The organism is Pimelobacter simplex (assembly GCF_024662235.1).
Lineage (GTDB): Bacteria > Actinomycetota > Actinomycetes > Propionibacteriales > Nocardioidaceae > Nocardioides.
Genome location: NZ_CP096276.1, coordinates 2,685,293 through 2,709,070, shown reverse-complemented (window position 1 = coordinate 2,709,070; position 23,778 = coordinate 2,685,293). Strand labels below are relative to the sequence as shown.

The following is a 23,778-nucleotide window of genomic DNA, read 5'->3' as shown; positions in this document are numbered from 1 at the left end:
ACTGGCGACGCTTCAGAGATTCCTATTGACCGGTTCAGTTTTCTGTGACTAAGGTCATGCAACCGCCGAGCCGGCGGTTTCGAAGAGCGGAGGAAGATGGTGGGAGTCCACGAAGCTCACGGCCGGTCGAGGTACCGGTTCCGAGCCTTGTCCGCAGGAGCGGCGCTCAGTGCGCTCGCGCTCCTCGCGACGCCGACGCTGACCGCGTCGGCCCGACCGGCCCCGGCGGCCGCGTCGCCCGGTGCCCCGCAGGCGGCCGTCGCCGCGCACCCCGAGCAGCACCCCCCGGCTGCTCGGCCGCGCGCGAACCGGGCCGGCCTCAAGGTCGCGGTGCCCGGCGCCAAGAACGTCCGGGTCGTGCCCGGTGGGTCGGCCACGGTGCGGGTCAAGGTCCGCAACACCGGCCGTACGGCGGCCCGCGGCGTGCGCCTCGAGGTGCGCACCACGCACGGAGTTGTGGCCCAGCCCGCCGCCCTGCGCGTGGGCAGGCTGGGAGCCAAGAAGGCCCGCACGATCGCGGTCCGGCTCACCCTGCCCGAGTCCGCCGAGGGGTTCAGCCCGGTCACCTTCGTCGTGCGCGGCACCAACACCAAGGCGCGCAAGGCGAGCACGACGCTCCAGCTCGGACCGGTCAGCGACCTGCCGCCGATCACCCCGGCCGCCGACACGGTCTTCCTCAACGGCAAGGTCCTGCAGTACCGCGGCAAGGGCGTCGCCTTCGCCCGCGCGCTCGCCGTCACCGACGGCGAGATCGCCTACGTCGGCAGCAGCCTCCAGGCCCGGCGCCGGATCGACGACCAGACCCGGGTGATCGACCTCGGCGGGCGGATCCTCATGCCCGGCCTCGGTGACGGCCACCTGCACGGTGCCCGCACCCAGCAGTGCGACCTCGGCTACGAGGGCGGAACCGTCGAGACGGTCCTCGGCAAGATCAAGGACTGCCTGCTGCGCGCCGACCAGGCCGACCACCTCAACAGCAACTACGTGCTCAGCGTCAACAACTTCATGGGCGAGGGCATGCTGCCCGAGGGCACCCGCCTGGACCGCACGATCCTCGACCGGCTGAGCAAGAGCCCCGCCGAGGACCCGTTCGGCACCGGCACCACGCGGCCGATCGCGGTCAGCCACATGGACGGCCACAAGTCGTACACGAACACCAAGGCGATCGTGAACGCCGGCCTCGACGCCAGCACGCCCGACCCGACCGACGGCTTCATCGGCCGCGGTGAGGACGGCTACCCCAACGGCCAGTTCGCCGACTTCAGCGCCAGCTGGGGTCCGCGCCTGCCCAGCGCCCCCGACGCCAACTACAACCAGCTGGCGACCAACATCGCCCGCGCCAACAGCTACGGCATCACCCAGGTGCTGCGGCCCGGCGGCAGCCGGACCGACCTGCTCAACGCCCAGCGGCTCGCCGACGAGGGCAAGCTGACCGTGCACCTCAACCAGGCACTGTCGGCGTCCAACGTCCGCGGTGTCGACCAGGCCGAGGCGGACACGATCATCGACGGGCTCGACGACCTGCGCGACGAGTTCGACGGGTACGCCGCGGCAGCCAGCCCCGGTGAGCTGCGCGTGGACTCGGTGAAGATCTTCTGCGACGGCGTCCCGGAGTACCCGGGCCAGACCGCCGCGATGGAGCAGCCCTACCGGGTCAACGTCGGGACGCCGCAGAACCCGCACTGGGTCTCCGGCGACAAGCGCGGCGAGGAGCCGTCGTGCGAGGACGGCAAGGTCGGCTTCAGCGCGCTCGACAAGGCGCACTGGAACATCCACGTCCACTCGCTCGGCAACCGCTCGACCCGGGTCACCCTCGACAACTACGCGCGGATCAAGGCCCAGAACCCCGCCTGGGACCGGCGCCACACGATCACGCACCTGCAGTTCGTCAACGAGGAGGACATCGCCCGGTTCAAGGAGCTCGACGTGGTGGCGAGCATGTCGCTGCAGTGGGCCCAGCGCGACGCCTGGTCGACCAACGGCATCCAGGGCTACCTGCCGAACCGGCTGCTCTCGCGCCTCTACCCGGCCCGCGAGCTGCTCGACGAGGGCGCCGTCATCGCCGCCGGCTCGGACTGGCCCGTCACCGACCTGATGCCGTGGACCCAGATCGAGACGGCGATCGACCGGACCGGTGAGGTCAGCGCGGCCAAGGCGATCTACCCCGGTGCGCTCAACCCGGAGCAGGGCATCTCGCTCGTCGAGTCGCTCAAGGCGTCGACCCTCGGCGTCGCCTTCCAGATGCACCAGGACGACCGGACCGGGTCGATCGAGACCGGCAAGCTGGCCGACCTCATCGTGCTCGACCAGGACCTCTTCGCGGTGCCCACCGAGAAGATCTCCGACACCAAGGTGCTGCTGACGATGCTCGACGGCAAGGTCGTCTACACCAGCCCCACCACCCCGCTGGGCTGAGCCGCCCGGCCTCCACCACCCCGGCGGTGGACGCGGGACCGCCCTGTGGCGGCCCGCGTCCACGACGCTCCTCTCCTCTCCCGAGACGGGACCCCTCGCATGCCGATCAACTGGAACCGGACCGCCCTCGCCGGCGGGCTCGTCGCCCTGCTCGCCGTACCGGCGGCGGTGATCGTGGCCCGTGGCGACGACGCCGGACCTGCCGACCCCGCCGCCTCGCCCGGGTCGGCCTCCGCTCCGGCCGAGCGCGCCGAGGTGGCCGCCGCGGACCTGCCCGCCCTGGCCTTCGCCGCCAACGACGGTGCGGGCTTCCGGATCGCCGCGGTCGCGCCCGACGGCACCGGCCGGGTCGAGGTCACCGCCGGACGCGGGATGTACCCGGCCTGGTCGCCCGACGGCACCGAGCTCGCCTACGTCGGCGAGCACGCCGCGGTGACCGGCACCCAGCTCGCCGTGCGCGTGGTCGCCGGCGACGGCGAGGTCCGGACCGTCACGACCGGCACCCAGGTGCCCTCGAACCTCGCCTTCCGCTCGGCCGGCGAGCTCTACTACGAGGCCTCGCTGCAGGCGACCTCCGGCGCCGCGGGCATCAGCTCGACGACCTCGATCGACCGGGTCTCGACCGCGGGCGGCAACCAGCGCACCGCGGTCTACGAGCGCGGCGCGACCTACCACCCGGCGTGGTCGCCGGACGGGACCCGGCTCGCCTACGTGGTCGCGCCCGGCGCGTGCGAGGGCGCGCGCTGCGGGCAGCCGCTCGTCGTACGGACGGGGGAGCGGAGCGTCCGGGTCGTCGACCACGGCGTCGCGGCCAACCCGAGCTGGTCGCCGGACGGCACCCGGATCGCCTTCGCCTGGAAGCCCGGCACCGGCGCCGGAGCCGGCCGCCTCGGCATCTGGACCGTCGTCCCGGGACGGGCGCCGGTGCGGGTCACCGACGGCCGGGCCGACGACGAGCCGACCTGGTCGCCCGAGGGGGACCGGATCGCGTTCACCCGTGACTGCGACGTGTGGGTCCAGGACGTCGCGGCGGGCTCCGGTCCGGCGCGCAATGTCACCGCGACGCCCGGTACCTGCGAGATCTCGCCGACCTGGCGCCCGGAGGGTGCGCGATGACCGACGTCCGCGTCCCCGTCCTGGACCGGCCGGCCGAGCCGACGGCGGCCCGGCGGGTCGACCCGACGTGGCCGCTGCTCGGCGCGGCGCTCGCGCTCGTCGTCGTGCTGCGGAGCGTGGACGTGCCGGCGATCGGCTGGCTCAACAACTTCCTGCTCGTGTACGTCGGCCTGCTCGTCGAGGCGGTGCCCTTCGTGCTGCTCGGCGCCGCGGTCTCGGCGGCGATCGAGGTCTATGTCTCGGTCGAGGCGTTCGGCCGGCTGGCCCGGGCCCCGCGCGCCGCGCAGGTCGCGGTCGCCAGCTGCGGCGGACTGCTGCTGCCGGTCTGCGAGTGCGGCTCGGTACCGGTGGCCCGGCGGCTGCTGCTGCGCGGGCTGACCCCGTCGGCGGCGATCACCTTCATGCTGGCCGCGCCGATCGTCAACCCGGTGGTGATCCTGTCGACCTGGTTCGCCTTCCGCGGCCGGACCAGCGAGGGGCTCATGGTCGGCGGCCGGGTGGTGCTCGGGCTGACCATCGCCGTGGTCACCGGCCTGGTGATGGCCCGGGCCCTGGAGCGCCGGCCGCTCGCGCCGTCGTCGGCGCCGCAGGCGGGCGCCTCCGGCCACGACCACGGTGACCACGGTGACCACGACCACGGCACGCACGACCGCCCGAGCCGCCCGCGCCGCCTGGCCGAGCACACCGGCGCCGAGTTCCTGGCGATGATGAAGTACATGCTCATCGGCGCCGCCGTCGCCGCCGCGCTCCAGACGTTCATCCCGCAGCGCAGCATCGACACCGTCGCCACCGCCACGCTGCTCGCGATCCCGGCGATGATGGTGTTCGCCTACGTGCTCTCGCTGTGCTCGGAGTCCGACGCCCTCTTCATCGCGTCGTTCGTGCAGTTCAGCCCGGCGGCCCAGCTGGCCTTCCTGGCGTTCGGGCCGATGCTCGACACCAAGCTCACCGCCATGTACGTCGGCGCGTTCGGCCCCGCCCACGCCCGCCGCCTGGTCGTCACGATCACCGTGACGACGCTGGTCCTGTGCCTGTGGCTCCAAGCCGCGCTGCTGGTGTGGTGAGCGCGAACATGTCGAGGATGCCTACCCCGCTCACCGTCGTGCTCGCCGCCTGGGCCGGCCTGTTCGCCTACCTGGAGGTCTCCGGCCGGTGGTCGGAGTTCCTCGCCGCGCGGGTCGCGTGGATCGTCCCGGTCGCGGCGCTACTGTTCGGCGCCGCCGCCCTCGCCCACGGGTACGCCGCCCGGCACCGCCCGCGACCGCCGTCCTCCTGGCGGACCGCGAGCCTCAGCGTCGCCGGGATCCTGCCGGTGCTGCTGGTGGTCGCGGTCCCGATCGACCCGCTGTCGTCGTTCGCGGCGGAGCGCCGCTCGGCGTACTCGACGGCGACCTTCGCCTCGGTCGCGCCGCCCCGGGCGGGCGAGACCCTGACGTTCCAGCAGCTCGTCGCCGCGGCCGGCTCGGCCGAGACCCGCGCGGCGCTCGCCGAGCGCGCCGGCGAGGCCGTGGACCTCGTCGGGATCGTGACCGAGCCCGGCGAGGGAGGCTTCCGGCTGACCCGGTTCGTGGTGGCCTGCTGCGTGGTGGACGCGACGGTCGCCCAGGTCGACGTCCGGCCCGCGGCCGGTACGCCGGCCGCGGACCTCGCGGAGAACGCCTGGGTCCGGGTCACCGGCACGCTCGCCGTGGACGACGAGGGCCTGCCCTCGCTCGTCGACGCGGAGGTCGCGCCGACCGAGCGGCCGAACCCGCCCTACCTCTACCCGGGCGGCTGATCGCGCGGCACCGGCACCACCGCGACGGTGGTCCGGGCCCGCTCGACCACGGCGGTCGCGATCGAGCCGACGGCCAGCCGGCCGACCGAGTCGAGCGGGTGCCGGCCGACGACGACCAGGTCCCAGGCGGCGGAGCGGCCGCCGAGGACCTCGTCGACGAGGCCGTGGGTGACCCGGAGGGTTACCGGGACGTCGGGGTACTTCTCCTGGAAGCCGGCCACCGACGCGGCGAGCAGCCGGTGCGCCTCGTCGCCCTCGCCGAGGTCGAGGTCCTCGACCCGGACGTTGCGCAGGCCCGCCACCGCGGCCATCACGTCCCACACGCAGTGCACGACGGTGACCGGGCGCCCGTGCAGCGCCGCGTGGGCGAAGCCCAGCTCGAGCACCGGTCCGGACTCGGGCGTGCCGTCGACGCCGATCAGGACGCCGGCGCCCGGGCCGTCCTCGGCCGGCGGGCGGCACACGACGACGGGGCACAGCGCGAGCCGGCTGACCGCGGCGCTCACCGAGCCGAGCAGCATGCTGCGCACGGTGCCGCGGCCCCGGGAGCCGAGGACGATCATCGAGGCGTCCGTGGACAGCTCGACGAGGACGCCGCGCGGGTCGCCGGGCGCGGTCAGGCCGACGACCTCGGCGTCGGGGGCGGCCTCGGCCACCCGGCGTACGGCCTCGGCGTTGATGGCGTGGACGTCGCCCTCGTCGGCGCTGACCACGACCACCGGCCGGTGCTCGGCCTGCGCCTGGGCGGCGGCCCACAGCAGGGCCCGGTCGGCGTGCTTCGAGCCGTCGGCGGCGACGACGATGCTGCCGGGCTGGATCGACGGGTTCATGGGGTGCTCCCTCAGCTCTCGGGGGCCGGGTCGGCCTGGGGGACGACGGCCACGGTGGTCTGCGCCCGCTCGACGAGCGTCGTCGCGACGGCGCCGGTGAGCAGGCGCAGGAAGGTGTCGACCGGGTGCCGGCCGACGACGATGAGGTCCCAGCGCACGCTCTCGGCGGCGAGCGCCTCCTCGGCCAGGCCGCTGGCGAGGCGGAGCTCGACGGGAACCTCGGGATAGGCCGAGCGGATGCCGGCGATGCTCTCGCCCAGCAGCAGCCGGTGCTCCTCGGTCGGCCCGGGCTGCTCCCACACGCAGTGCATGACGGTGAGCGGCAGGTCGCGCAGCGAGGCGAGCCGGAAGGCGTGCTCCAGCACGGGCAGCGACTCCGGCGTCCCGTCGGCGCCGACGAGCAGGCCGGCCCCGTCGCCGGGCGCGCGGTCCTCGGCGCCGGGCCGGCACACGACGACCGGGCAGGCGGCGTCGCGGCTGACCGACGCGCTCACCGAGCCGAGCAGCTTGCTGCGGAACAGCCCGCGCCCGCGCGAGCCCAGCACGATGAGGTGCACGCCGCGGGACAGGTCGACGAGCACCTGGCGGGGGTCGCCGACCTGGACGACCGTGCTCACCGCCAGGCCCGGGTGCCGGTGCTCGGCGCGGGCCCGGGCGTCGTCGGCGATCGCGCGGCCGTGGGTGAGCAGGTCGTCGGGCTGGTAGGCGTAGGCCGCGCCCATCCCGGCCCACGACACCGCCGGTACGCCGGCGATGCCCACGGCGGTCAGCACGACCAGCGGCCGGCGCTCCAGGAACGCCTGCTCGGAGGCCCACTGCACCGCGCGGTCGGAGTCCGCGGAGCCGTCCGCGGCGACGATGATGCTGGACGGGTCGATGGTGGTCATGGCTCCACCCTCCTCCCGGACGGGGGTCGCGGACCACGGCCCGAGGCCCTCGGGGTGCCGGGACCTTCGGCCCCCAGCGGTACGTCGAGCGCCACCACCCGGTCGACCAGGTCGAGCCCGGCGGCGGTATGCGTGATCCACAGGACCGAGCGGCCGCGCGCGCCGCCGAGCACCTCGTCCGCCAGCGCGACGGCCGTCGCGTGGTCCAGGTGCGCGGTCGGCTCGTCGAGGACGAGCACCGGCTGGTCGGCCAGCAGCGAGCGGGCGATGCCGATCCGCGCGCGCTCGCCGCCGGAGACGTCGCCGTGGCCGGTGCCGACCCAGGTGCCGAGCCCGTCGGGCAGCGCGTCGAGCCAGGGGCCGAGGTGGGCCTGGCGCAGCGCCGCCTCGACGTCGGCGTCGCTCGCGCCGGGCCGGGCCAGGCGGACGTTCTCGGCCACCGTGGTGGCGAAGACGTGGGGGTGGTCGTCGACGAGACCGACCTGGCGCCGTACGTCGTCGGGGGCGAGGTGCTCCAGCGGCGCGCCCCCGAGCGCGGCGCGACCGCCCGCGGGGTCGAGGAAGCGCAGCAGCACCGCGGCCAGCGTGCTCTTGCCGGAGCCCGACGGACCGACCACGGCGACGCGGTCGCCCGGGCGCAGGTCCAGCGAGACCGGGTGGGTCAGCGGGGCGCGGGTCTCCCAGCGGGCGGTCATCGCGTCGAGCGCGAGGTCGTGACCAACCGCGTCGGCCCGGCCGGGGACGTCGGCCACCGCCGGCGCGATGTGCTCCAGCGCGCGCAGGCGGTCGTCGGCCGCGGCGGTGCGGGCGGCGAGCAGGCCGGCTTCGGCGCAGGGGAGCGCCACGTCGGCGAGCGCGAGCGGGAGCAGGACCAGCAGCGCCATCACCGGGCCGGACAGCGTCCCGCTCGCGACGGCACCGGCGCTCACCGCGGCGGCGCCGACGACGGCGGCCCCGCTGCCGAGGAGCACGACCGCCCGGGCGCCGGCCAGCCAGCGGGCGGCGGTGGTCGCGGCGAGACCCATCCGGGCGCTCGTCGCGGCGACCCGGTCGGCGGTCGGCAGGCCGCGCTGCCACATGCGCAGCTCGTCGGCGACCTGCACCGCCTCGACGACGGACGCCGACAGCTCGGCGCGCAGCCCGACCAGCCAGCGCTCGGCGCTGCGGGCGCCGTGGCGGGCCAGGACGAAGGCGAGCGTGCCGGTCAGCGCGGCGCCGGCGACGACAGGTCCGGCGGGCGGGTGCAGCAGCGTCGCGACGGCCGTGGCGAGCAGGCCGACGAGGGCGAGCTGGACCAGCGGCATCCGGACCCGCAGCTGCCGGTCGACCACGCTGTCGACGTCGTCGACGACGCTGGCGAGCACGTCGCCGCGGCGCCGGCCGAGATGACCGAGCCGGGCGGGGACCAGGGGGACGAGGGCGTCGTACACCTCGACGCGGCGGCGGGCGAGCATCCGCAGGGCGGCGTCGTGGGAGCGCAGCCGCTCGGCGTAGCGGAGCACCGGACGGGCCAGGCCGAACGCCCGCACCCCGACGACCGCGACGAGCAGCGTGAGCACCGCGGGCCGGGTCGAGGCCTGGACGATCAGCCAGCCGGCGGTCGCGGTGAGCGCGACCCCGGAGGCCGACGCGAGCGCGCCGAGCACGGCGGCACCGGCGAGCATCCGGCGCTCGCCGGAGCCGTCGAGGTCGGCCTGGGCCGCGACGGGCTCCGGGAGCGCCGACGGGACGACGGCCGCGGGGGCCGGTGCCGGGGCAGGCGCGGGAGCGGGCGCCGGCAGCACGATCCGGTGGCCGGCCAGCCCGACCAGCCGCGGCCGGTGCGCGACGACCAGGACGCCACTGCGCTCGCCCAGTGCGACGATCGTGTCGGCGATGACCTGCTCGGTGAGGTCGTCGAGGTGGGCGGTCGGCTCGTCCAGCAGCACCCACGGCCGGTCCGCCAGGACCACCCGGGCCAGGGCCAGCCGGGCGCGCTCGCCGGCCGAGAGGGTGGCGCCGTCCTCACCCAGCGGGGTGGCGAGCCCGTGGGGGAGCGCGCGGACCCGCTCCTCGAGCGCGACCTCGCGCAGCACCGACCAGAGCAGCGCGTCGTCCGCGTCCGGGCGCGAGAGCCGGAGGTTGTCGGCGACGCTGCCGGCCACGAACCGCGGCTGCTGGGGGAGCCAGGCGACCTGGGCCTGCCAGGACGGCCCGCCCACCGGGTGCCCGCCGGCGGTGATCGTGCCGGTCGAGACGGGGCGCAGGCCCGCGACCGCCGCGAGCAGCGTGGACTTGCCGCAGCCCGAGGGGCCGACCAGCGCGGTGATCCCGCGGGCGGGGACCAGGGCGGAGACGTCGTGGACGGCGGGCAGGGTCCGGCCCGGGTAGGTGACGCCGACGCCGTCGAGGACGAGCGGGGCGTGCCGGGGTGCGGGGGCGTCGAGGACCGGGGCCGTCGTACCGGGGGCGAGGAGGTCGTGCGCCTCGGTGAACGTGGCGGCCCCCTCGGCGGCGGCGTGGAACTCCGCGCCGACCCGGCGCAGCGGCCAGTAGGCCTCCGGCGCGAGCAGCAGCACGACGAGCGCCGTCGGCAGCTCGATCGACCCGGACGCCAGCCGGACGCCGACCGTGACCGCGACCAGCGCGACTGAGAGCGTCGCGACGAGCTCGAGGACGGCGGACGAGGCGAACGCGATCCGCAGGGTGCGGAGCGAGGCTCGCCGGTAGCGGTCGGTGACCTCCGCGATCCGGCCCGACTGGGCCCGGGCGCGGCGGTGCGCGACGAGCGTCGGCAGCCCCCGTACGACGTCGAGGAAGTGCCCGGACAGCGAGGCCATCGCACGCCACTGCTCCTCGGCACGGTCGCGGGTGGCGAGGCCGACCAGGGCGCCGAAGACCGGCACCAGCGGCAGGGTGCACAGCACGATGACCGCGCTGAGCAGGTCCTGCGTCGCGATCACCACGACCGTCAGCGGCGGCAGCACCGCCGCGACCACGAGGGCGGGGACGTAGCGGGTGACGTACGGCTCGGCCGCCGCGACGCCACGGGTGGCGAGGACGGCGACCTCGCCGGACCCGGCTGTCGCGTCCGGCCGGTCGACGGCGGCGCGGACCAGCCGGTGGCGCAGCGTCGTGCTGACCACGGCGGCCGCGCGGGCCGCGCAGAGGTCGGCCGCCGTGCCGGTGAGCGCCCGCAGCGCCAGGACGCCGGCGACCGCCAGCATCCAGCCGCCCAGCGGCTCGTCGCGCAGCACCGCCACGACGAGCCCGGCGACCGCCCAGGCCTGGGCGATCACCACGAGACCGCCGAGCACGCCCGCCGCCACGACACCGGCGAGGCCGGTGCGGGCGGGGGCGAGCAGCGCGCGCAGGCGCGGGTCCGAGGGCTTCATCGGGTCGGCGCCGCGGCGGTCTCGACCGGTGCCGGCGGGATGTGGTGGGTGGCGATGCGCTGCCGGAAGACCCAGTAGGTCCAGCCCTGGTAGGCCAGCACCAGCGGCGTGAAGACGACCGCGGTGACCGTCATGATCTTCAGCGTGTACGCCGTCGCGGCGGCGTTGGTCGTGGTCAGGCTGGTGCCACCGGCCAGCGTGGTCGGCATGACGTCGGGGAAGAGCGCGAGGAACAGCCCCGCCACCGCCAGCCCGATCGTGACGAACGTGCCGAGGAACGCCCAGCCCTCGCGGCCCGCCCGGGCAGCCAGCCCCGCGCCGACCAGGGCGAGGGCCGCCACCACGAACGCGACCGCCGAGGCGACCGTGCCCGTCTGCTGCTGGGTCCAGGCCAGGAACGCCACCGCGAGCAGCGCGCTGACCCCGACCATCGGGATCGCCAGGCGGCGGGCCCGGTGCCGGATCTCGCCGTCGGTCTTGAGCGCGACGAAGAGCGCGCCGTGGGTGACGAAGAGCGCCAGCGTGGTCAGGCCGCCCAGCAGGGCGTAGGGGTTGAGCAGGTTGAAGAACCCGCCGACGTACTCCAGGTCGGCGTCGATCGGCACCCCCCGCAGGATGTTCGCGAACGCCACGCCCCACAGCAGCGACGGCACGAACGAGCCGATGATGATCGCCAGGTCCCACCGGCTCTTCCAGCGCGCGTCGGGCCGCTTGGCGCGGTACTCGAACGCGAGGCCGCGCACGATGAGCGCCAGCAGGATGAGCAGCAGGGGCAGGTAGAACCCGCTGAACAAGGTCGCGTACCACTCGGGGAACGCCGCGAACGTCGCGCCGCCGGCCACGAGCAGCCACACCTCGTTGCCGTCCCACACGGGACCGATGGTGTTGATCATGACGCGGCGCTCGGTGTCGTCGCGGGCCAGCACCGGCAGCAGCATGCCGACGCCGAAGTCGAAGCCTTCGAGGGTGAAGTAGCCGATCCAGAGGACGGCGATGAGGACGAACCAGACGGTGGTGAGCTCCATGACGCGATGTCTCCCGGTCTCAGTAGGCGAAGGCGAGCGGACGGTCCTCGCCAGGTCGGTCCGTGTCGTCCGCCGGGACGGGCAGCTCCTCGGCGCCCTTGCGGATCCAGGTGAGCATCAGCCGCACCTCGACCACGGCGAGCACGCCGTAGACGGCGGTGAGCGCGATGAGCGAGGTCCACGCCTCCCCGGTGCTCAGTCCGGGGGAGACGGAGTGCTCGGTGGTCATCAGGCCGAAGACGGCCCACGGCTGACGGCCCAGCTCGGTGAAGATCCAGCCGAAGGAGTTGGCCAGCAGCGGCAGGAACGGCAGCGCGATCGCGGCGGCGAGCACCGTGCGGCCGGCCGGGGCGCGGCCGCGCCGGGTGGCCCAGAGGATCCAGGCGGCGATCGCCGCGCCGGCCATGCCCAGGCCCATCATCAGCCGGAACGACCAGTAGGTCAGCGGGATCACCGGCGTGTAGTCGCCGGGGGAGTAGTACGCCGCGCCGGGGTCGGCGCCGTAGGTCTCGCGGTACTTCTCGCGCAGCTCGTTGATGCCCTCGACCTTGCCGTCCGTCGTACCGGTGGCGAGGAAGGAGAGCAGCCCGGGCACCTTGATCGAGAAGGTCTCGTGCTCGCCGTCGAGCGTCCCGAGCTGGAAGACGGAGAAGTCGGCAGGCGCCTCGGTCTCGTAGAGGCCTTCGGCGGCGGCCATCTTCATCGGCTGGACCTCGGTCATGATCTTGCCCTGGATGTCGCCGCTGACGACCACGCCGAGCGCGGCCACGAGCACGATCCACGCGCCGGTGCGCACGGCGGGCCGGTAGAGCCGGCGGTCCTCGTCGGTGCGGGCCCTGCGCAGGTGCCAGAGCGCGACGCCGACGACGAACGCCGCCCCGGTCATGTACGCCGACAGCACGACGTGCGGGAACGTGACGAGCTGGACCTTGTTGAGGAGCACGGCGGCGAAGTCGTTCATCTCCGCGCGGCCGGTCTCGGGGTTGAAGGCGTAGCCGACGGGGTGCTGCATCCACGAGTTCGCCGCGAGGATGAAGTACGCCGAGAACAGCGTCCCGACGTGCACCAGCACCATGCAGGCCGCGTGCAGCCGGGGGCTGAGCCGGTCCCACCCGAAGATCCACAGGCCGAGGAAGGTCGACTCCAGGAAGAAGGCGAGCAGGCCCTCCACCGCCAGCGGCGCGCCGAAGACGTCGCCGACGAAGCGGGAGTAGTCGCTCCAGTTCATGCCGAACTGGAACTCCTGCACGATGCCGGTCACCACACCGATCGCGAAGTTGATCAGGAACAGCTTGCCGAAGAACTTGGTCAGCCGCAGCCAGCGCTCGTCGCGCGTGCGCAGCCAGGTGATCTCGTAGCCGGCGATGATCGCCGAGAGCCCGATCGTGATCGGGACGAACAGGAAGTGGTAGACGGTCGTGATGGCGAACTGCCACCGGGCGATGTCGGTCGGGTCCACGGGTGCTCCTGGCAGAGGGCGGGTGCTGACGCGTTCACGCTAGGAAGCGCGGGGGTGGTGCGCCCACGGCCGGAATCCCCCGTCCTGTGGGACCTTCGGCCCCCCCAGGCCCAGGCCCAGGCCCAGGCCCGCGGTCAGGAGTCGAGGACGTCGGCGAGCGGCCGTCGCGGGGTCCGCGGCAGCTCGCTGCGCCCGATCGCCTGCCAGCCCACCCGCAGCAGCAGGTGCGGCTCGAAGGCGCCTCGCAGCACGGAGCGCCCGATCTCGCGCCGGGTGCTCTCGACCTCGATCGGCTGGCTCATCGGTACGACGGACAGCCCCTCGCGCGTGGCCTCCAGCCACAGCGCGCTCATCGCCTCGCCGGTGCGCAGCCAGCCGGCCACGTCGTCGTACGGGCCGCCGAGGGCGATCACCCGGTCGCCGCCGTGCAGCACCATCCGGGTGTCCTCCAGCAGCCCGGGCCGGAACCGGGAGCGGGCCAGGAGCGGGTCGGGGTCGTCGGGCAGCAGCGCCGCGGGGATGCCGTCGGCGCCGGAGCGGCCGATCCAGCGGTCCTGCTCGGCCTGCCGGCCGGGGTCGAGCCCGAGCTCGCTGAGGGCCTGGTTGGCGAGCAGCTCGAGGCGGAACCGGGCGCCGTCGTCGGCGATCGCGGCGGCGGCCACGCCCCAGGGCGCGGCCAGCCGGCACAGGTCGTCGAGCCGGTACGCGGGCACCGGCCAGGCGGTGAACCGGCGCCGGTCGGTGCAGCGGGTGCGCAGCAGCGCCAGGTCCTGCGGGACGACGGGGGACCGCCCGGCGCGCAGCACCCGGACCTGCGCGAGCACGCTCTCGTCGGCCCCGCGCGGCAGCCGGACGACGTCGGTCTCCCACCCCAGCGCCCGGGCGGCGAACTGGAGGTGGTGGAGCGCGGCCCCGCAGCTCAGGGTGAGGTCCCGCCCGCGCGGGTCCTCGGCGGGCAGCCGGCGGCGGAGGTCGGCGCGCAGCGTGAGCACCCCGTCGGCGTACCGCCAGCGCCAGGGCTGGGTGTTGTGCACGCTCGGCGCCAGGCAGGCGAACGACACGAGCCGCTCGACGATGCTCGCCGGGGCGATCTCGGTGCGCGGCACTGCGGGGCTGCTCATGGCGCGGTCCTTCCTCTCCTCGTCCACTGTCGCGGCCGGGTGCGCCTCGCGGGAGGGCCGAAGGTCCCGAGCTGACGGGTGCCCGGTCCCCACCCGCGCGGGCCTCGCGCGGCTACCGTGGGTCAGGTGAGTGACGAAGCGATCCGGGTCTACCTGCTCGACGACCACGAGATGATCCGCCGCGGCATCCGCGACCTCCTCGAGAGCGAGGGCGACATCGTGGTCGTCGGCGAGTCCGACTCCGCGCAGGAGGCGACGCGCCGGATCCCGGCCCTGCGCCCCGACGTCGCGATCCTCGACGGGCGCCTGCCCGACGGCTCGGGCATCGACGTGTGCCGCGACGTCCGCTCGCAGGACCCGTCGATCAAGGCGCTGATCCTCACGTCGTACGACGATGACGACGCGCTCTTCTCCGCGATCATGGCGGGTGCGGCGGGCTACGTCCTCAAGCAGGTGCGCGGTCACGACCTGCTCGACATCGTGCGCCGGGTGGCCGCCGGCCAGTCGACGCTCGACCCGTCCGTCACCGCGCAGGTGCTCGACCGGATCCGCTCCGGCCCGCCGGTCAACAAGGAGCTCGCCTCCCTGACCGAGCAGGAGCTGCGGATCCTCGACCTCATCGGGCAGGGCCTGACCAATCGCCAGATCGCCCGCGAGATCCACCTCGCCGAGAAGACCGTGAAGAACTACGTCTCCTCGCTGCTGGCCAAGCTCGGCATGTCGAGCCGCACCCAGGCCGCGATCTACGCCGTCAAGAACGCTCCGCGTCCGGAGGCGTGAGCCGCCGTCCGCTGATCGTGCGCGGCTCGATGCGCAGGCCCAGTGTGCGCGGACCGGTCACCCACGGCGTCGGCGCCTGCGACGCCTGACGCTCGCGCGTGCAGCGTCCTTGGACGAGCACGCTCCAGCCGCTGTGCGTGACGAGGTCGACCACGTCCACCTCGAAGCCGACCTCGTGGTCGACGCACTCGCGCGCCAGCTGTGCGTAGGGCGACGTGCGGAGCACGACGGCACCGTCCTCGACGGCGAAGTTGACCGGGACGACGCTCACGCCGTGCGGCCCCGCCCACGCGATGCGGCCCACCGGCCGCGACCCGAGGTGGTCCCAGCACTCCTGCTCGCTGAGCTCCACCAGCCTGCCCGGCTGCGACGGCGACATCGGCACCGGAACCACCTCCTCCACGGGGACCTCTCCACCCTCGCGCCCCGCCGGACCAGTCGCCAGGTACCGGGGTCCCCACCCCGCAGGTCCTTGGTCCCGCCGCGAAGTGCGGGGGTTGCTGGCGCGAAGTGCGGGGGTTGCTGGTGCGAGGTGCGGGGGTTGCTAGCGTGACGGCCGTGAACCTCGACGAGGTGGAGTTCGAGGACCTGGTCCGCGCGGTGCTGGACCGGATGCACGGTGCCCTCGACCAGCAGGCCCGGCTGCAGCTGTTGCTCGACGCGGTGGTGACCATCTCCGCCGACCTGAGCCTCGACGGAGTCCTGTCGCGGATCGTCGCGATCGCCTCGCGCCTCGTCGATGCCCGGTACGCCGCGCTCGGCGTGCTCAGCGCGGGCCAGCAGCGGCGGCTGCGGACGTTCGTCCACCACGGCATCGCCGACGACCTGGCCGCCGAGATCGGCGAGCTGCCGACGGGGCACGGCCTGCTGGGGCTGATCATCGACCGGCCCGAGCCGCTGCGCCTGAACGACATCGCGGAGCACCCGGCGTCGTACGGGTTCCCGGAGCACCACCCGCCGATGAGCTCGTTCCTCGGGGTGCCGGTGCGCATCCGGGACCGGGTCTTCGGCAACCTCTACCTGACCGAGAAGGCCGGCGGCGGGGACTTCACCGCCGAGGACGAGGAGATCGTCGTCGCGCTGGCCGCCGCTGCGGGTGTGGCGATCGAGAACGCTCGGCTCTACGAGCAGACGATGGTCCGCGAGACCTGGGCCCGGGCGAGCGCCGAGATCGCGACCCTGCTGGCCGAGCCCGGGACCGACCCGGGCGCCGCCGTCGCCGAGCGCGCCCGCGAGGTCGCCCATGCCGACGCCGCGTGGGTCCGTACCGACGACGAGGAGGCGCCGGACCACGACGGACCGGTGCTCACGGTCGCGTTCGCGCCCTCGCCCGGTGTCACCGGCACGCTCTCGCTGGCCTGGACCCCGGAGCACGAGGACCGCTTCCACACGCTCGATCCCCAGCTCGTCGCGGCGTACGCCGAGCAGGCCGCGCTCACCCTCCAGCTCGCCGCGGCGCGCGAGGACCAGCGCCGGCTCGCCGTCCTCGAGGACCGTGACCGGATCGGCCGGGACCTCCACGACCTCGTCATCCAGCGGCTGTTCGCGGTCGGCCTCGGTCTCCAGGGCACGACCCGGATGGTGGACCGGCCGGACGCGGCGGCCCGGATCGACCAGGCCGTCGACGACCTCGACGCCACGATCAAGGACATCCGCCGGGCGATCTTCGGGCTCAGCTCGGTCGACACCGCGGGCGACGTCCAGGCCGAGGTGACTCGGTTGGTGGACCGCGCGGCGGCGACGCTGAAGTTCCGGCCCGCGCTGCGGTTCGAGGGGCCGGTGCGGACGCTGATCTCCGACGACATCGCGCCCGACCTGCTCGCCGTGCTGGCCGAGGGGCTCTCCAACGCGAGCCGGCACGCCGGCGCGAGCGCGGTCGAGGTCGTCGTCGAGGCGGGGGAGCGGATCGTGCTCACCGTGCGCGACGACGGGCGCGGCATGACCGGCGCCGGCGCCGAGAGCGGCCTGGCCAACATCCGGGCCCGGGCCGAGCAGCGTGGCGGCAGCCTGGTCATCGAGTCCGCGCCGGGCCGCGGCACGAGCCTCAGCTGGTCGGTGCCGCGCGCAGCGTCGCCGCGATGACCCCGCGGGTCTCGGCCGGGTCGATCACGTCGTCGATCTCGAAGACCCGCGCGGCGTTGAGGGCGCTGGCGTTCTTGCGGAACGCGGCGGTCTGCTCGGCCACGACGGCCTCGCGCTCGTCCTCCGGCAGCGCGGCCAGCTCGTGTGCCATCGCCAGGCGGACCGCACCCTCGAGCCCCATCGGGCCCAGGTGGGCGTCGGGCCAGGCCACCGTCAGCAGCGGCCGGTGGGTGCTGCCGCCCAGCATCGCCTGGGCGCCGAGTCCGTAGCCACGGCGCAGCACCACCCCGACGAGCGGGACGCTCAGCCGGGCGCCCGCGCTCACCATCCGGGAGGCGTGCCGGACCAGGCCCGTGCGCTCGGCCTCGGGGCCGACCATGAAACCCGGGGTGTCGACCAGCGACACCACCGGAACCCGCCAGCGCTCGCACAGCTCGAGGAAGTCGGCCGCCTTGGCCGACGCATCGGCGGTCAGCGCGCCCGCGAGGTGGGTCGACTGGTTGGTGACCACGCCGACGGGGATCCCCTCGACCCGCGCGAACGCGGTGACCAGCTCGGGCGCCCAGCCCTCGCGTAGCCAGACCACGCTGTCGTGGTCGGCGAGTGCGGTCACGACCGGGCGGACGTCGTACGCCTCGCGGTCGTTCTCGGGGAGCATCGTGCGCAGCGCGTCCTGCGGGTCGGCGGTGCCCGGCTCGCGGGTCCCGGTGAGGTAGCCGAGGAGCCGGCGGACCACCGCCACGGCCTCCTCCTCGTCCTCGACCAGCACGTCGAGCACGCCGTTGGCCGACTGGTCCGCCACCGGCCCGATCTCCTCGGGCGCGAACTGCCCGAGCCCGCCGCCCGCGATCATCGCCGGCCCGGCCATCCCGAGGTTCGCGTCAGGCGTCGCCACCCGCAGGTCGGCGCAGCCGGCCAGCACCGCGTTGCCGGCGAAGCAGCGGCCCGAGACCACGGCGATCCGCGGTACGACGCCCTCCAGGGCGCCCCACAGCGCGAACGAGCCCACGTCGAGCGCCGAGACCATCGGCAGGTCGGTGTCGCCGGGCCGCCCACCGCCGCCCTCGGTGAAGAACACCGTGGGCAGCCGCATCCGCCGGACCAGCTCGATGAGGCGGTCGGACTTGCGGTGCCCGCGCATCCCCTGGGTGCCGGCCATCACGAGGTAGTCGTACGACAGCACCGCGCACGGACGCCCGTCGATCGTCGCGGTGCCACCGATGATCCCGTCGGCCGGCGCCTCGACCACGAGGTCCGCCAGCGCCCGCCGGCCCTCCTGAGCGGCGGTCACGAACCGCCCGTACTCCACGAAGCTGCCGGGGTCGACGAGGTCGGCCAGGTTCTCGCGCGCCGTACGGCGGCCGCGGGCGTGCCACCGCGCGACCTTGTCAGCGCGCGCGGCGTCGGTGGTCAGGAAGCGCCGGGCCAGCACCTCGGTGAGTCCCTGGGCAGGAACGGGGCCGTCGGGGGCGTCGTCGCTCACCGGGCCATCATGGCGCAGGCTCGGGCGGGTGCCGGTCGCCGAGGGCCTTAGGTCCCGCCCGGCCGGGCGCGCGGACCCTCGCGCCCGCACCTCGCCGGGGCGAGCCTGGAGCCATGGCCACGCACGTACGGGACCTGATGACCGCCAGCCCGATCACCGTCCGCCCCGGCGAACCGCTGCGCGCGGCGGCGGACCTGCTCGCCGCGCACGGGGTCACCGCGCTGCCGGTCGTCGACGAGCGCGGCCGGGTGGTCGGGGTGCTCAGCGAGGCGGACCTGCTCGGCCCCGGTTCCGGGTCCGGCCCCGGACCCGGTGACCTGGCGGGGACCGTGGGCGAGGCGATGAGCTCGGTCGTCGTCCTGGTGCACCCCGAGACCGACGTCGCCACGCTGCGCCGGGTCCTCGTCGACCGGCTGGTGAAGAGCCTGCCGGTGGTGGACGCCGCCGACCAGGTGGTCGGCGTGGTCAGCCGCAGCGACGTCGTCCGGGCGATGGTCCACGGGCGCGATGGCGGGGCGGGAGCGCGGTGACCGAGCTCGTCGACCTGTCCCCCGAGGAGTGCGAGCGCCTGCTGCGCGCCGGTGTCTTCGGGCGCCTGGTGCTGACCACCGTGGCCGGCCGGGTCGAGGTGCTGCCGGTCAACTACGTCACGGCGGGCGACGCGATCTGGGTGCGGACGACGCCCGGCTCGCTGCTCGACCGGTACGCCGACCGCGCGCCGCTGCTCCTCGAGATCGACCACGTCGACTACGGCCGGCGTCACGGCTGGTCGGTCGTCGCGCGCGGTCGCGGGCAGCGGCTGGGGGAGTCCGAGCGGAGCGCCGGCGAGCGGCACGCGCCCGGGCCGCCGCGGTGGGTGCGGCGCGACGACGCGGTCTGGGTGCGCCTGCCCTGGCAGGAGCTGAGCGGCCGTCGTACGGGGGCCGGGTGGGACCTGTTCGCCGGCCTGCCGGTCAGCCGCGCGGCACCGACGCCGGATCGCCGGTGAGCACCCGCAGCGCGAGCTGGGTCGTCGCCTCCATGTTGAGGTGACCGACCACCCGCGCGACCCGCTCGATGTCGAGGGGGAGCAGGCCGGGGGAGCCCGGCACGTCCGGGGTCAGACCCAGGTCGAGGTCGGTACGCCCGGCCATCATCCGCAGGTTGAACTCGTAGACCTCGCGCGCGCCCGGCGCGCTCAGCCGCTTGAGGGTGGTCGCGCCGATGCGGCGTCCGCCCGTCTCCTCGGCCCAGGCGTCGAGTGCGGCGACCACCGAGCGGCCCTCGTCGTGCTCGACGTCGGCCCAGACCTCGCGCATCGAGCCGATGTGGGAGAGCAGGGTGGCGGCGGTCTTCTCGCCGATGCCCGGTACGCCGGGCAGGTTGTCGCTCGCGTCGCCCCGCACGGCCGCGAACTCCAGGTAGCGGTCGGCCGGGACGCCGTACATCATCTGGATCCGGGACGGGCTCAGCAGCGGCGAGCCGTGGATGCCGCCGTCGATCAGCCGCAGCACCTGGGTGTGGTCGCTGATGTGGGCGAACGAGTCCCGGTCGGACGTGATGATCACGCAGTTCCAGTCGTGGTTCTCGGCCCAGGTCGCCGCGGAGGCGTTGACGTCGTCGGCCTCCAAGCCCGGCGGGGTCAGCGTCGCCAGACCCAGGGCGTCGAGCAGCGCGCCCGCGCGGTCGAGCTGGTCGACCAGCTCGGGGTCCTTCTCGGCGCGCCCGGCCTTGTAGTCGGGGTAGTGGTCGCGGCGGATCGAGGCGGTGCGGTCGTCGAGCCCGAAGATCACCGCGTCCGGGGCGAACGCGTCGATCGACTCGATGATCTGGCGCAGCATCCCGTGCAGCGCCCACGCGGGCCGTCCGGTCCGGTCGCGCAGCCGGGTGTGGCGGCGTGCGTGGTGGTTGCGGTGCAGCAGCGAGGGCGCGTCGACGGCCAGGAGCAGCCGGCGCGGGCGGTCGGGGACGGCGGGCATCGGCTCAGCTCGGCTCGGTGTCGGCGGGCTCGGCGGGCTCGGCGTTGAGCGGGGAGTCCTTGCGGGCGACGAGGTCGAACCGCTCGGCCGGGGTCAGCGCCAGGAACGCCTCGAGCAGCTCCTCGCCGCGTCCGCTCACTTCGACGGCGTCGGTGGCCGGGACGACCGAGTGGACCACGCGGTCCTCGTACAGGTGGAGCATGGTGAACGCCTGGTGTCCGTCGACCCCGGCCACCATCCGCCCCTCGGGCGCGAGCTCGGAGGTGTAGCAGGACGCCGACGCGACCGAGACCGGCACGCCCGCGAACGTGGCGTACGACGTGAAGTGGAAGTGCCCGCCCAGGATGCCCCGGACGTCGGTGCCCTCGACGACGGCGGCGAGCCGGTCCTGGTCGTGCAGCTCGATCAGCTCGGCCAGGCGCAGCATGGGCACCGGGATCGGCGGGTGGTGCATCGCGAGCAGCGTCCCGTGGGGCGCCGGGGTGGCGAGGACGTCGGCGAGCCAGGCGAGCTGGTCGTCGCCGAGCTCGCCGTGGTGCCAGCCGGGGACGCTGGTGTCGAGCGCGACGATGCGCAGCCCGGCGACGTCGTGCACCCGGTCGCGCGGGGCGTCGTCGTCCGTGCCGAGCAGGGCCTGCCCGAACGCGCGGCGCTCGTCGTGGTTGCCCATCACCCACACGACCTCGGCGCCGAGGTCGGCCGCGACCGGCTCGACGATCGCGCGCAGCCGGGCGTAGGCGCCCGGCTCGGCCCGGTCGGCGAGGTCGCCGGTGAACACCAGCGCCTGCGGGGGCGTCGGCAGCCGCCGGAGCCGGGCCAGCGCGCGCTCCAGGTGGGCGGCGGTGTCGACCGCGTCGTAGAGCAGCCGATCGGCGAGCAGGTGGGGGTCGCTGAGGTGCGCGACGACGTGGGTCGGGTCCGGGTACTGGCCGAGGGGCTCCACGGCGACAGCGTACGGGCGCTACTCTTCGAACATGCGTTCGGGACGACGGGCGGCCGCCGAGGGTCAGGAGTGCCTGCCGCTCGACCTGCCCCCACCGGAGCCGGCCGCGCCGCGCCCCGCTGCCCGCAAGGCACCCCCGGCGGCGGCCCGCGCGGTGGCGGGAGACGACGAGGACGTCCGCATCCGGCTCCGCAACGACGCCCTCGCCTCCCACGGCTGGCCCGCCGGGACCGAGCTCCTGGTCTCCTCCGGCCGCCGCCCGCGCCGCGGGGAAGTGGCGCTGGTGCGCGAGGGCGGCCGGCTGCGGATCGGTGTCCTCGAGGTGCAGTTCGGGCGCTCGGCGCTGCGTACCGACCACGGCGCGACCCTGCTCGGCGCGGGGGCGCGGATGGTGGGCGTGGTGACCGTCGCGAGCGCTCCGCTGGCCGGGATGCCGGGACTGCCGGTCTCGGGCTAGGGATCGGGCGCGACCACGACCGTCCAGGCGACCGCCTTGCCGGACGCCACGCTCGCCGTCGCGGTGTGCGCGGCCCAGGTGCCGGCCGGAGCCGGTCCGCCGTCGGCGGTCAGCACGCCGAGCTGGCCGCTCCCGCTGCCCGTGCCGGTACGGCGCACGACCAGGTCGCCCGGCGCGGTCCAGGTGAGCGCGCTGTTGACCTTGGTGACCCAGTGCTGGACCACGCGCGAGCCCGCGGTGCTCACGCTCGCGGCAGGCGTCAGGTGGGCCGCGCCGGTGCCGGGCTCCACGCGCGAGGCGGTCGCCGTCACGCCGCCGCCGTCGTACGCCGCGAGGGTGGCGTCGACCTTGCTCGTCGCGTCGAGCGTGAGCGTCACCGTCGAGCCCGGGGTGCCCGCGACCGCCGTCCGGGTCAGCGCCCACGAGCGCAGGTCGGAGCCGTCGGTCACGGTGCCGAGCAGGGTCCAGCCCGCCGGGGTGGTCAGCGTGGCGAGCCGGTTGGTCGCGACCAGCAGCACGAGGACGTCGCCCGCCTGCACCGCTCCCGGTACGGCGAGCGCCGCGCTCGCCGCGTTCCGGCTGACCCCGGTCACCGCGCGCAGCTCGGCCGTCGTACCGGTGCCGGGCTCGGTCGCGAGCGCGGTCGTCGTCGCGGTCCCGGTCGCGCCGTCGTCGTCGGTCACCGTGAGCGTGACGGGATAGGAGCCCGCCGCCGCGTAGTCGTGCGCCGGGCTCGGGCCCGCGCCCGTCGTACCGTCGCCGAAGTCCCAGGCGTAGCCGGTGATCACGCCGTCCGGATCACCCGAGCCGGCCGCCGAGAACGTGCAGGCCAGCAGCGTGCAGTCCGCCGCCGCGCGCGCCACCGGAGGCTGGTTGGGCGGCGGCCCGGACGGGGTGGACAGGGCGACCGAGAACTCCGCGCCCCCGCTCACCCGGGTCGCCTCGCTGACGCCCACGACGGTGACCGCCGAGGAGCGGCTCGTCGTCGTGCCGTCGCCGAGCTGGCCCGACGAGTTCTGGCCCCACGCGCGGACCGTGCCGTCGGCCAGCGCCGCCAGCCCGTGGTCGCGCCCGGAGCCGATCGCCACGGCGCCGGAGACGCCGAGGACGGTGACCGGCCGGGTCCGCTGCGTCGTGGTGCCGTCACCCAGCTCGTTGCGGTAGTTGCGGCCCCACGCCTGCACCTGCCCGCTCGTGCGCAGCGCGTAGGAGTGGTGTGCGCCCGCCGCGACCATGCTCGCCCCCGTGGTGACCTGCACCGGCGCGGTCCGGTCGGTCAGGGTGCCGTCGCCCACCTGGCCGTAGGCGTTCCAGCCCCATGCCCACACCGTGCCGTCGGAGCGCAGCGCGAGCCCGTGGTCGCGCCCGCCGGCGACCTGGGTGACCTCGCTGAGCGTGCCGACGCGGACGGGCGTGGTGCGGTTGGTCGTCGTACCGTCGCCGAGCTGGCCGTCGCCGTTGAGCCCCCACGCCCACACGGTGCCGTCTGTCGCGACCGCATAGCTCATGTCGCGCCCGGCCGCGACGAAGCCGTAGGTCCGCGTCCCGCTGACCCGGACCGGGCGGTTGCGGGTCGTCGTCGTGCCGTCGCCGAGCTGTCCGGCGAAGTTGTAGCCCCACGTCCACACCGAGCCGTCGGCGCGCAGCGCCAGCGAGTGGTAGTGCCCGGTCGAGACCATCGTCACCTCGCTCAGCCCGGCGACCGCGGCCGGGCTCGGCCGGTTGCCGCCCGGACCGGTCCCCAGTTGGCCCATCTGGTTGCTGCCCCAGGTCAGGACCGTGCCGTCCGCCCGGAGCGCGACCGCGTGCTCGCGCCCGGTATGGACGTCGACCACGTCGTCCAGCCCGGCCAGCGCCGCGGCCGTGCGGTGCGGCGTCGTCGTCCCGTCGCCCAGCTCGCCGAACACGTTGCCGCCCCAGGAGGACGGCGTGCCTGGCGCGGCAGCGGCGGCGGACAGGGGCGGGGAGAGCTGCGGCAGGCCGAGATACTGCGCGCACAGCAGCAGGCTCACCAGCAGCCCGACGCTGATGCCGTCGAGGACGCGGGCGAACGCGCGGGCCATCCCTCGAC

20 protein-coding genes are annotated in these 23,778 nt (G+C 75.0%); 9 read left to right on the top strand and 11 right to left on the bottom strand.

The annotated features are described in order from the left end of the window. The first annotated feature begins 147 nt into the window (after positions 1-147). From M0M48_RS13325 to M0M48_RS13310, 4 genes are all read left to right on the top strand, one after another. Entirely contained in the window at positions 148-2,415 is a 2,268-nt protein-coding gene (locus M0M48_RS13325; protein ID WP_257751519.1) for an amidohydrolase family protein, read from the top strand. Positions 2,416-2,514: 99 nt separating this feature from the next. Continuing rightward, positions 2,515-3,531, top strand: a complete 1,017-nt coding sequence (locus tag M0M48_RS13320) for a TolB family protein (RefSeq protein WP_257751518.1) — start codon at positions 2,515-2,517, stop codon at positions 3,529-3,531. Then, the gene (locus M0M48_RS13315) at positions 3,528-4,595 is read left to right on the top strand and encodes a permease (RefSeq protein ID WP_257751517.1); all 1,068 of its coding nucleotides are present in this window, start codon (positions 3,528-3,530) and stop codon (positions 4,593-4,595) included. The genes M0M48_RS13320 and M0M48_RS13315 overlap by 4 nt, the downstream gene beginning before the upstream one ends. A 17-nt stretch (positions 4,596-4,612) precedes the next feature. Continuing rightward, positions 4,613-5,308, top strand: a complete 696-nt coding sequence (locus tag M0M48_RS13310; RefSeq protein ID WP_215812937.1) for a TIGR03943 family putative permease subunit — start codon at positions 4,613-4,615, stop codon at positions 5,306-5,308. On the opposite strand, the gene M0M48_RS13305 is transcribed toward M0M48_RS13310, so the two are convergent. From M0M48_RS13305 to M0M48_RS13280, 6 genes are all read right to left on the bottom strand, one after another. Beyond that, positions 5,293-6,138 carry a universal stress protein gene (locus tag M0M48_RS13305; RefSeq protein WP_257751516.1) on the bottom strand — a complete coding sequence of 282 codons (846 nt, stop codon included), beginning with the start codon at positions 6,136-6,138 and terminating at the stop codon, positions 5,293-5,295. The two genes, M0M48_RS13310 and M0M48_RS13305, sit on opposite strands and share 16 nt — an antisense overlap. Positions 6,139-6,149: 11 nt before the next feature. After that, the gene (locus tag M0M48_RS13300) at positions 6,150-7,025 is read right to left on the bottom strand and encodes a universal stress protein (RefSeq protein ID WP_257751515.1); all 876 of its coding nucleotides are present in this window, start codon (positions 7,023-7,025) and stop codon (positions 6,150-6,152) included. Then, positions 7,022-10,399 (bottom strand): thiol reductant ABC exporter subunit CydD, encoded by a 3,378-nt coding sequence (gene cydD, locus M0M48_RS13295; protein ID WP_257751514.1) that lies wholly within the window; start codon positions 10,397-10,399, stop codon positions 7,022-7,024. Before cydD ends, M0M48_RS13300 begins: the two co-directional genes overlap by 4 nt. Beyond that, positions 10,396-11,424, bottom strand: a complete 1,029-nt coding sequence (gene cydB, locus M0M48_RS13290) for a cytochrome d ubiquinol oxidase subunit II (protein WP_215812941.1) — start codon at positions 11,422-11,424, stop codon at positions 10,396-10,398. The genes cydD and cydB overlap by 4 nt, the downstream gene beginning before the upstream one ends. Positions 11,425-11,443: 19 nt before the next feature. Further along, positions 11,444-12,883, bottom strand: a complete 1,440-nt coding sequence (locus tag M0M48_RS13285) for a cytochrome ubiquinol oxidase subunit I (RefSeq protein ID WP_257751513.1) — start codon at positions 12,881-12,883, stop codon at positions 11,444-11,446. A 134-nt stretch (positions 12,884-13,017) separates the two neighbouring features. Beyond that, a complete protein-coding gene (locus M0M48_RS13280; protein ID WP_257751512.1) occupies positions 13,018-14,004 on the bottom strand; it encodes an Acg family FMN-binding oxidoreductase in 987 nt (328 codons plus the stop codon). A 126-nt stretch (positions 14,005-14,130) separates the two neighbouring features. Here M0M48_RS13280 and M0M48_RS13275 point away from each other — a divergent pair, with 126 nt between their 5' ends. Then, the gene (locus M0M48_RS13275) at positions 14,131-14,784 is read left to right on the top strand and encodes a response regulator (RefSeq protein ID WP_215812944.1); all 654 of its coding nucleotides are present in this window, start codon (positions 14,131-14,133) and stop codon (positions 14,782-14,784) included. On the opposite strand, the gene M0M48_RS13270 is transcribed toward M0M48_RS13275, so the two are convergent. Then, positions 14,756-15,163: a pyridoxamine 5'-phosphate oxidase family protein gene (locus M0M48_RS13270; protein ID WP_257754484.1), complete on the bottom strand. Its 408-nt coding sequence runs from the start codon at positions 15,161-15,163 to the stop codon at positions 14,756-14,758. The two genes, M0M48_RS13275 and M0M48_RS13270, sit on opposite strands and share 29 nt — an antisense overlap. Positions 15,164-15,342: 179 nt before the next feature. Between M0M48_RS13270 and M0M48_RS13265 the strand changes: the two genes are divergently transcribed. Further along, positions 15,343-16,866, top strand: a complete 1,524-nt coding sequence (locus M0M48_RS13265) for a GAF domain-containing sensor histidine kinase (protein ID WP_257751511.1) — start codon at positions 15,343-15,345, stop codon at positions 16,864-16,866. Here the strand turns inward: M0M48_RS13265 and M0M48_RS13260 are convergent. Then, positions 16,829-18,349 (bottom strand): acyl-CoA carboxylase subunit beta, encoded by a 1,521-nt coding sequence (locus M0M48_RS13260; protein ID WP_257751510.1) that lies wholly within the window; start codon positions 18,347-18,349, stop codon positions 16,829-16,831. The genes M0M48_RS13265 and M0M48_RS13260 overlap by 38 nt on opposite strands. A 113-nt stretch (positions 18,350-18,462) precedes the next feature. Between M0M48_RS13260 and M0M48_RS13255 the strand changes: the two genes are divergently transcribed. Next, the gene (locus tag M0M48_RS13255) at positions 18,463-18,879 is read left to right on the top strand and encodes a CBS domain-containing protein (protein WP_257751509.1); all 417 of its coding nucleotides are present in this window, start codon (positions 18,463-18,465) and stop codon (positions 18,877-18,879) included. Beyond that, entirely contained in the window at positions 18,876-19,337 is a 462-nt protein-coding gene (locus tag M0M48_RS13250) for a pyridoxamine 5'-phosphate oxidase family protein (RefSeq protein WP_257751508.1), read from the top strand. The genes M0M48_RS13255 and M0M48_RS13250 overlap by 4 nt, the downstream gene beginning before the upstream one ends. On the opposite strand, the gene M0M48_RS13245 is transcribed toward M0M48_RS13250, so the two are convergent. Next, entirely contained in the window at positions 19,303-20,307 is a 1,005-nt protein-coding gene (locus M0M48_RS13245) for a 5'-3' exonuclease (protein WP_257751507.1), read from the bottom strand. The two genes, M0M48_RS13250 and M0M48_RS13245, sit on opposite strands and share 35 nt — an antisense overlap. Positions 20,308-20,311: 4 nt before the next feature. Beyond that, positions 20,312-21,250, bottom strand: a complete 939-nt coding sequence (locus M0M48_RS13240) for a metallophosphoesterase (protein WP_257751506.1) — start codon at positions 21,248-21,250, stop codon at positions 20,312-20,314. A gap of 31 nt (positions 21,251-21,281) precedes the next feature. Here M0M48_RS13240 and M0M48_RS13235 point away from each other — a divergent pair, with 31 nt between their 5' ends. Further along, positions 21,282-21,707: a hypothetical protein gene (locus M0M48_RS13235; RefSeq protein WP_215812951.1), complete on the top strand. Its 426-nt coding sequence runs from the start codon at positions 21,282-21,284 to the stop codon at positions 21,705-21,707. Here the strand turns inward: M0M48_RS13235 and M0M48_RS13230 are convergent. Further along, positions 21,704-23,770: an RCC1 domain-containing protein gene (locus M0M48_RS13230; RefSeq protein ID WP_257751505.1), complete on the bottom strand. Its 2,067-nt coding sequence runs from the start codon at positions 23,768-23,770 to the stop codon at positions 21,704-21,706. The genes M0M48_RS13235 and M0M48_RS13230 overlap by 4 nt on opposite strands. Positions 23,771-23,778 lie beyond the last annotated feature (8 nt).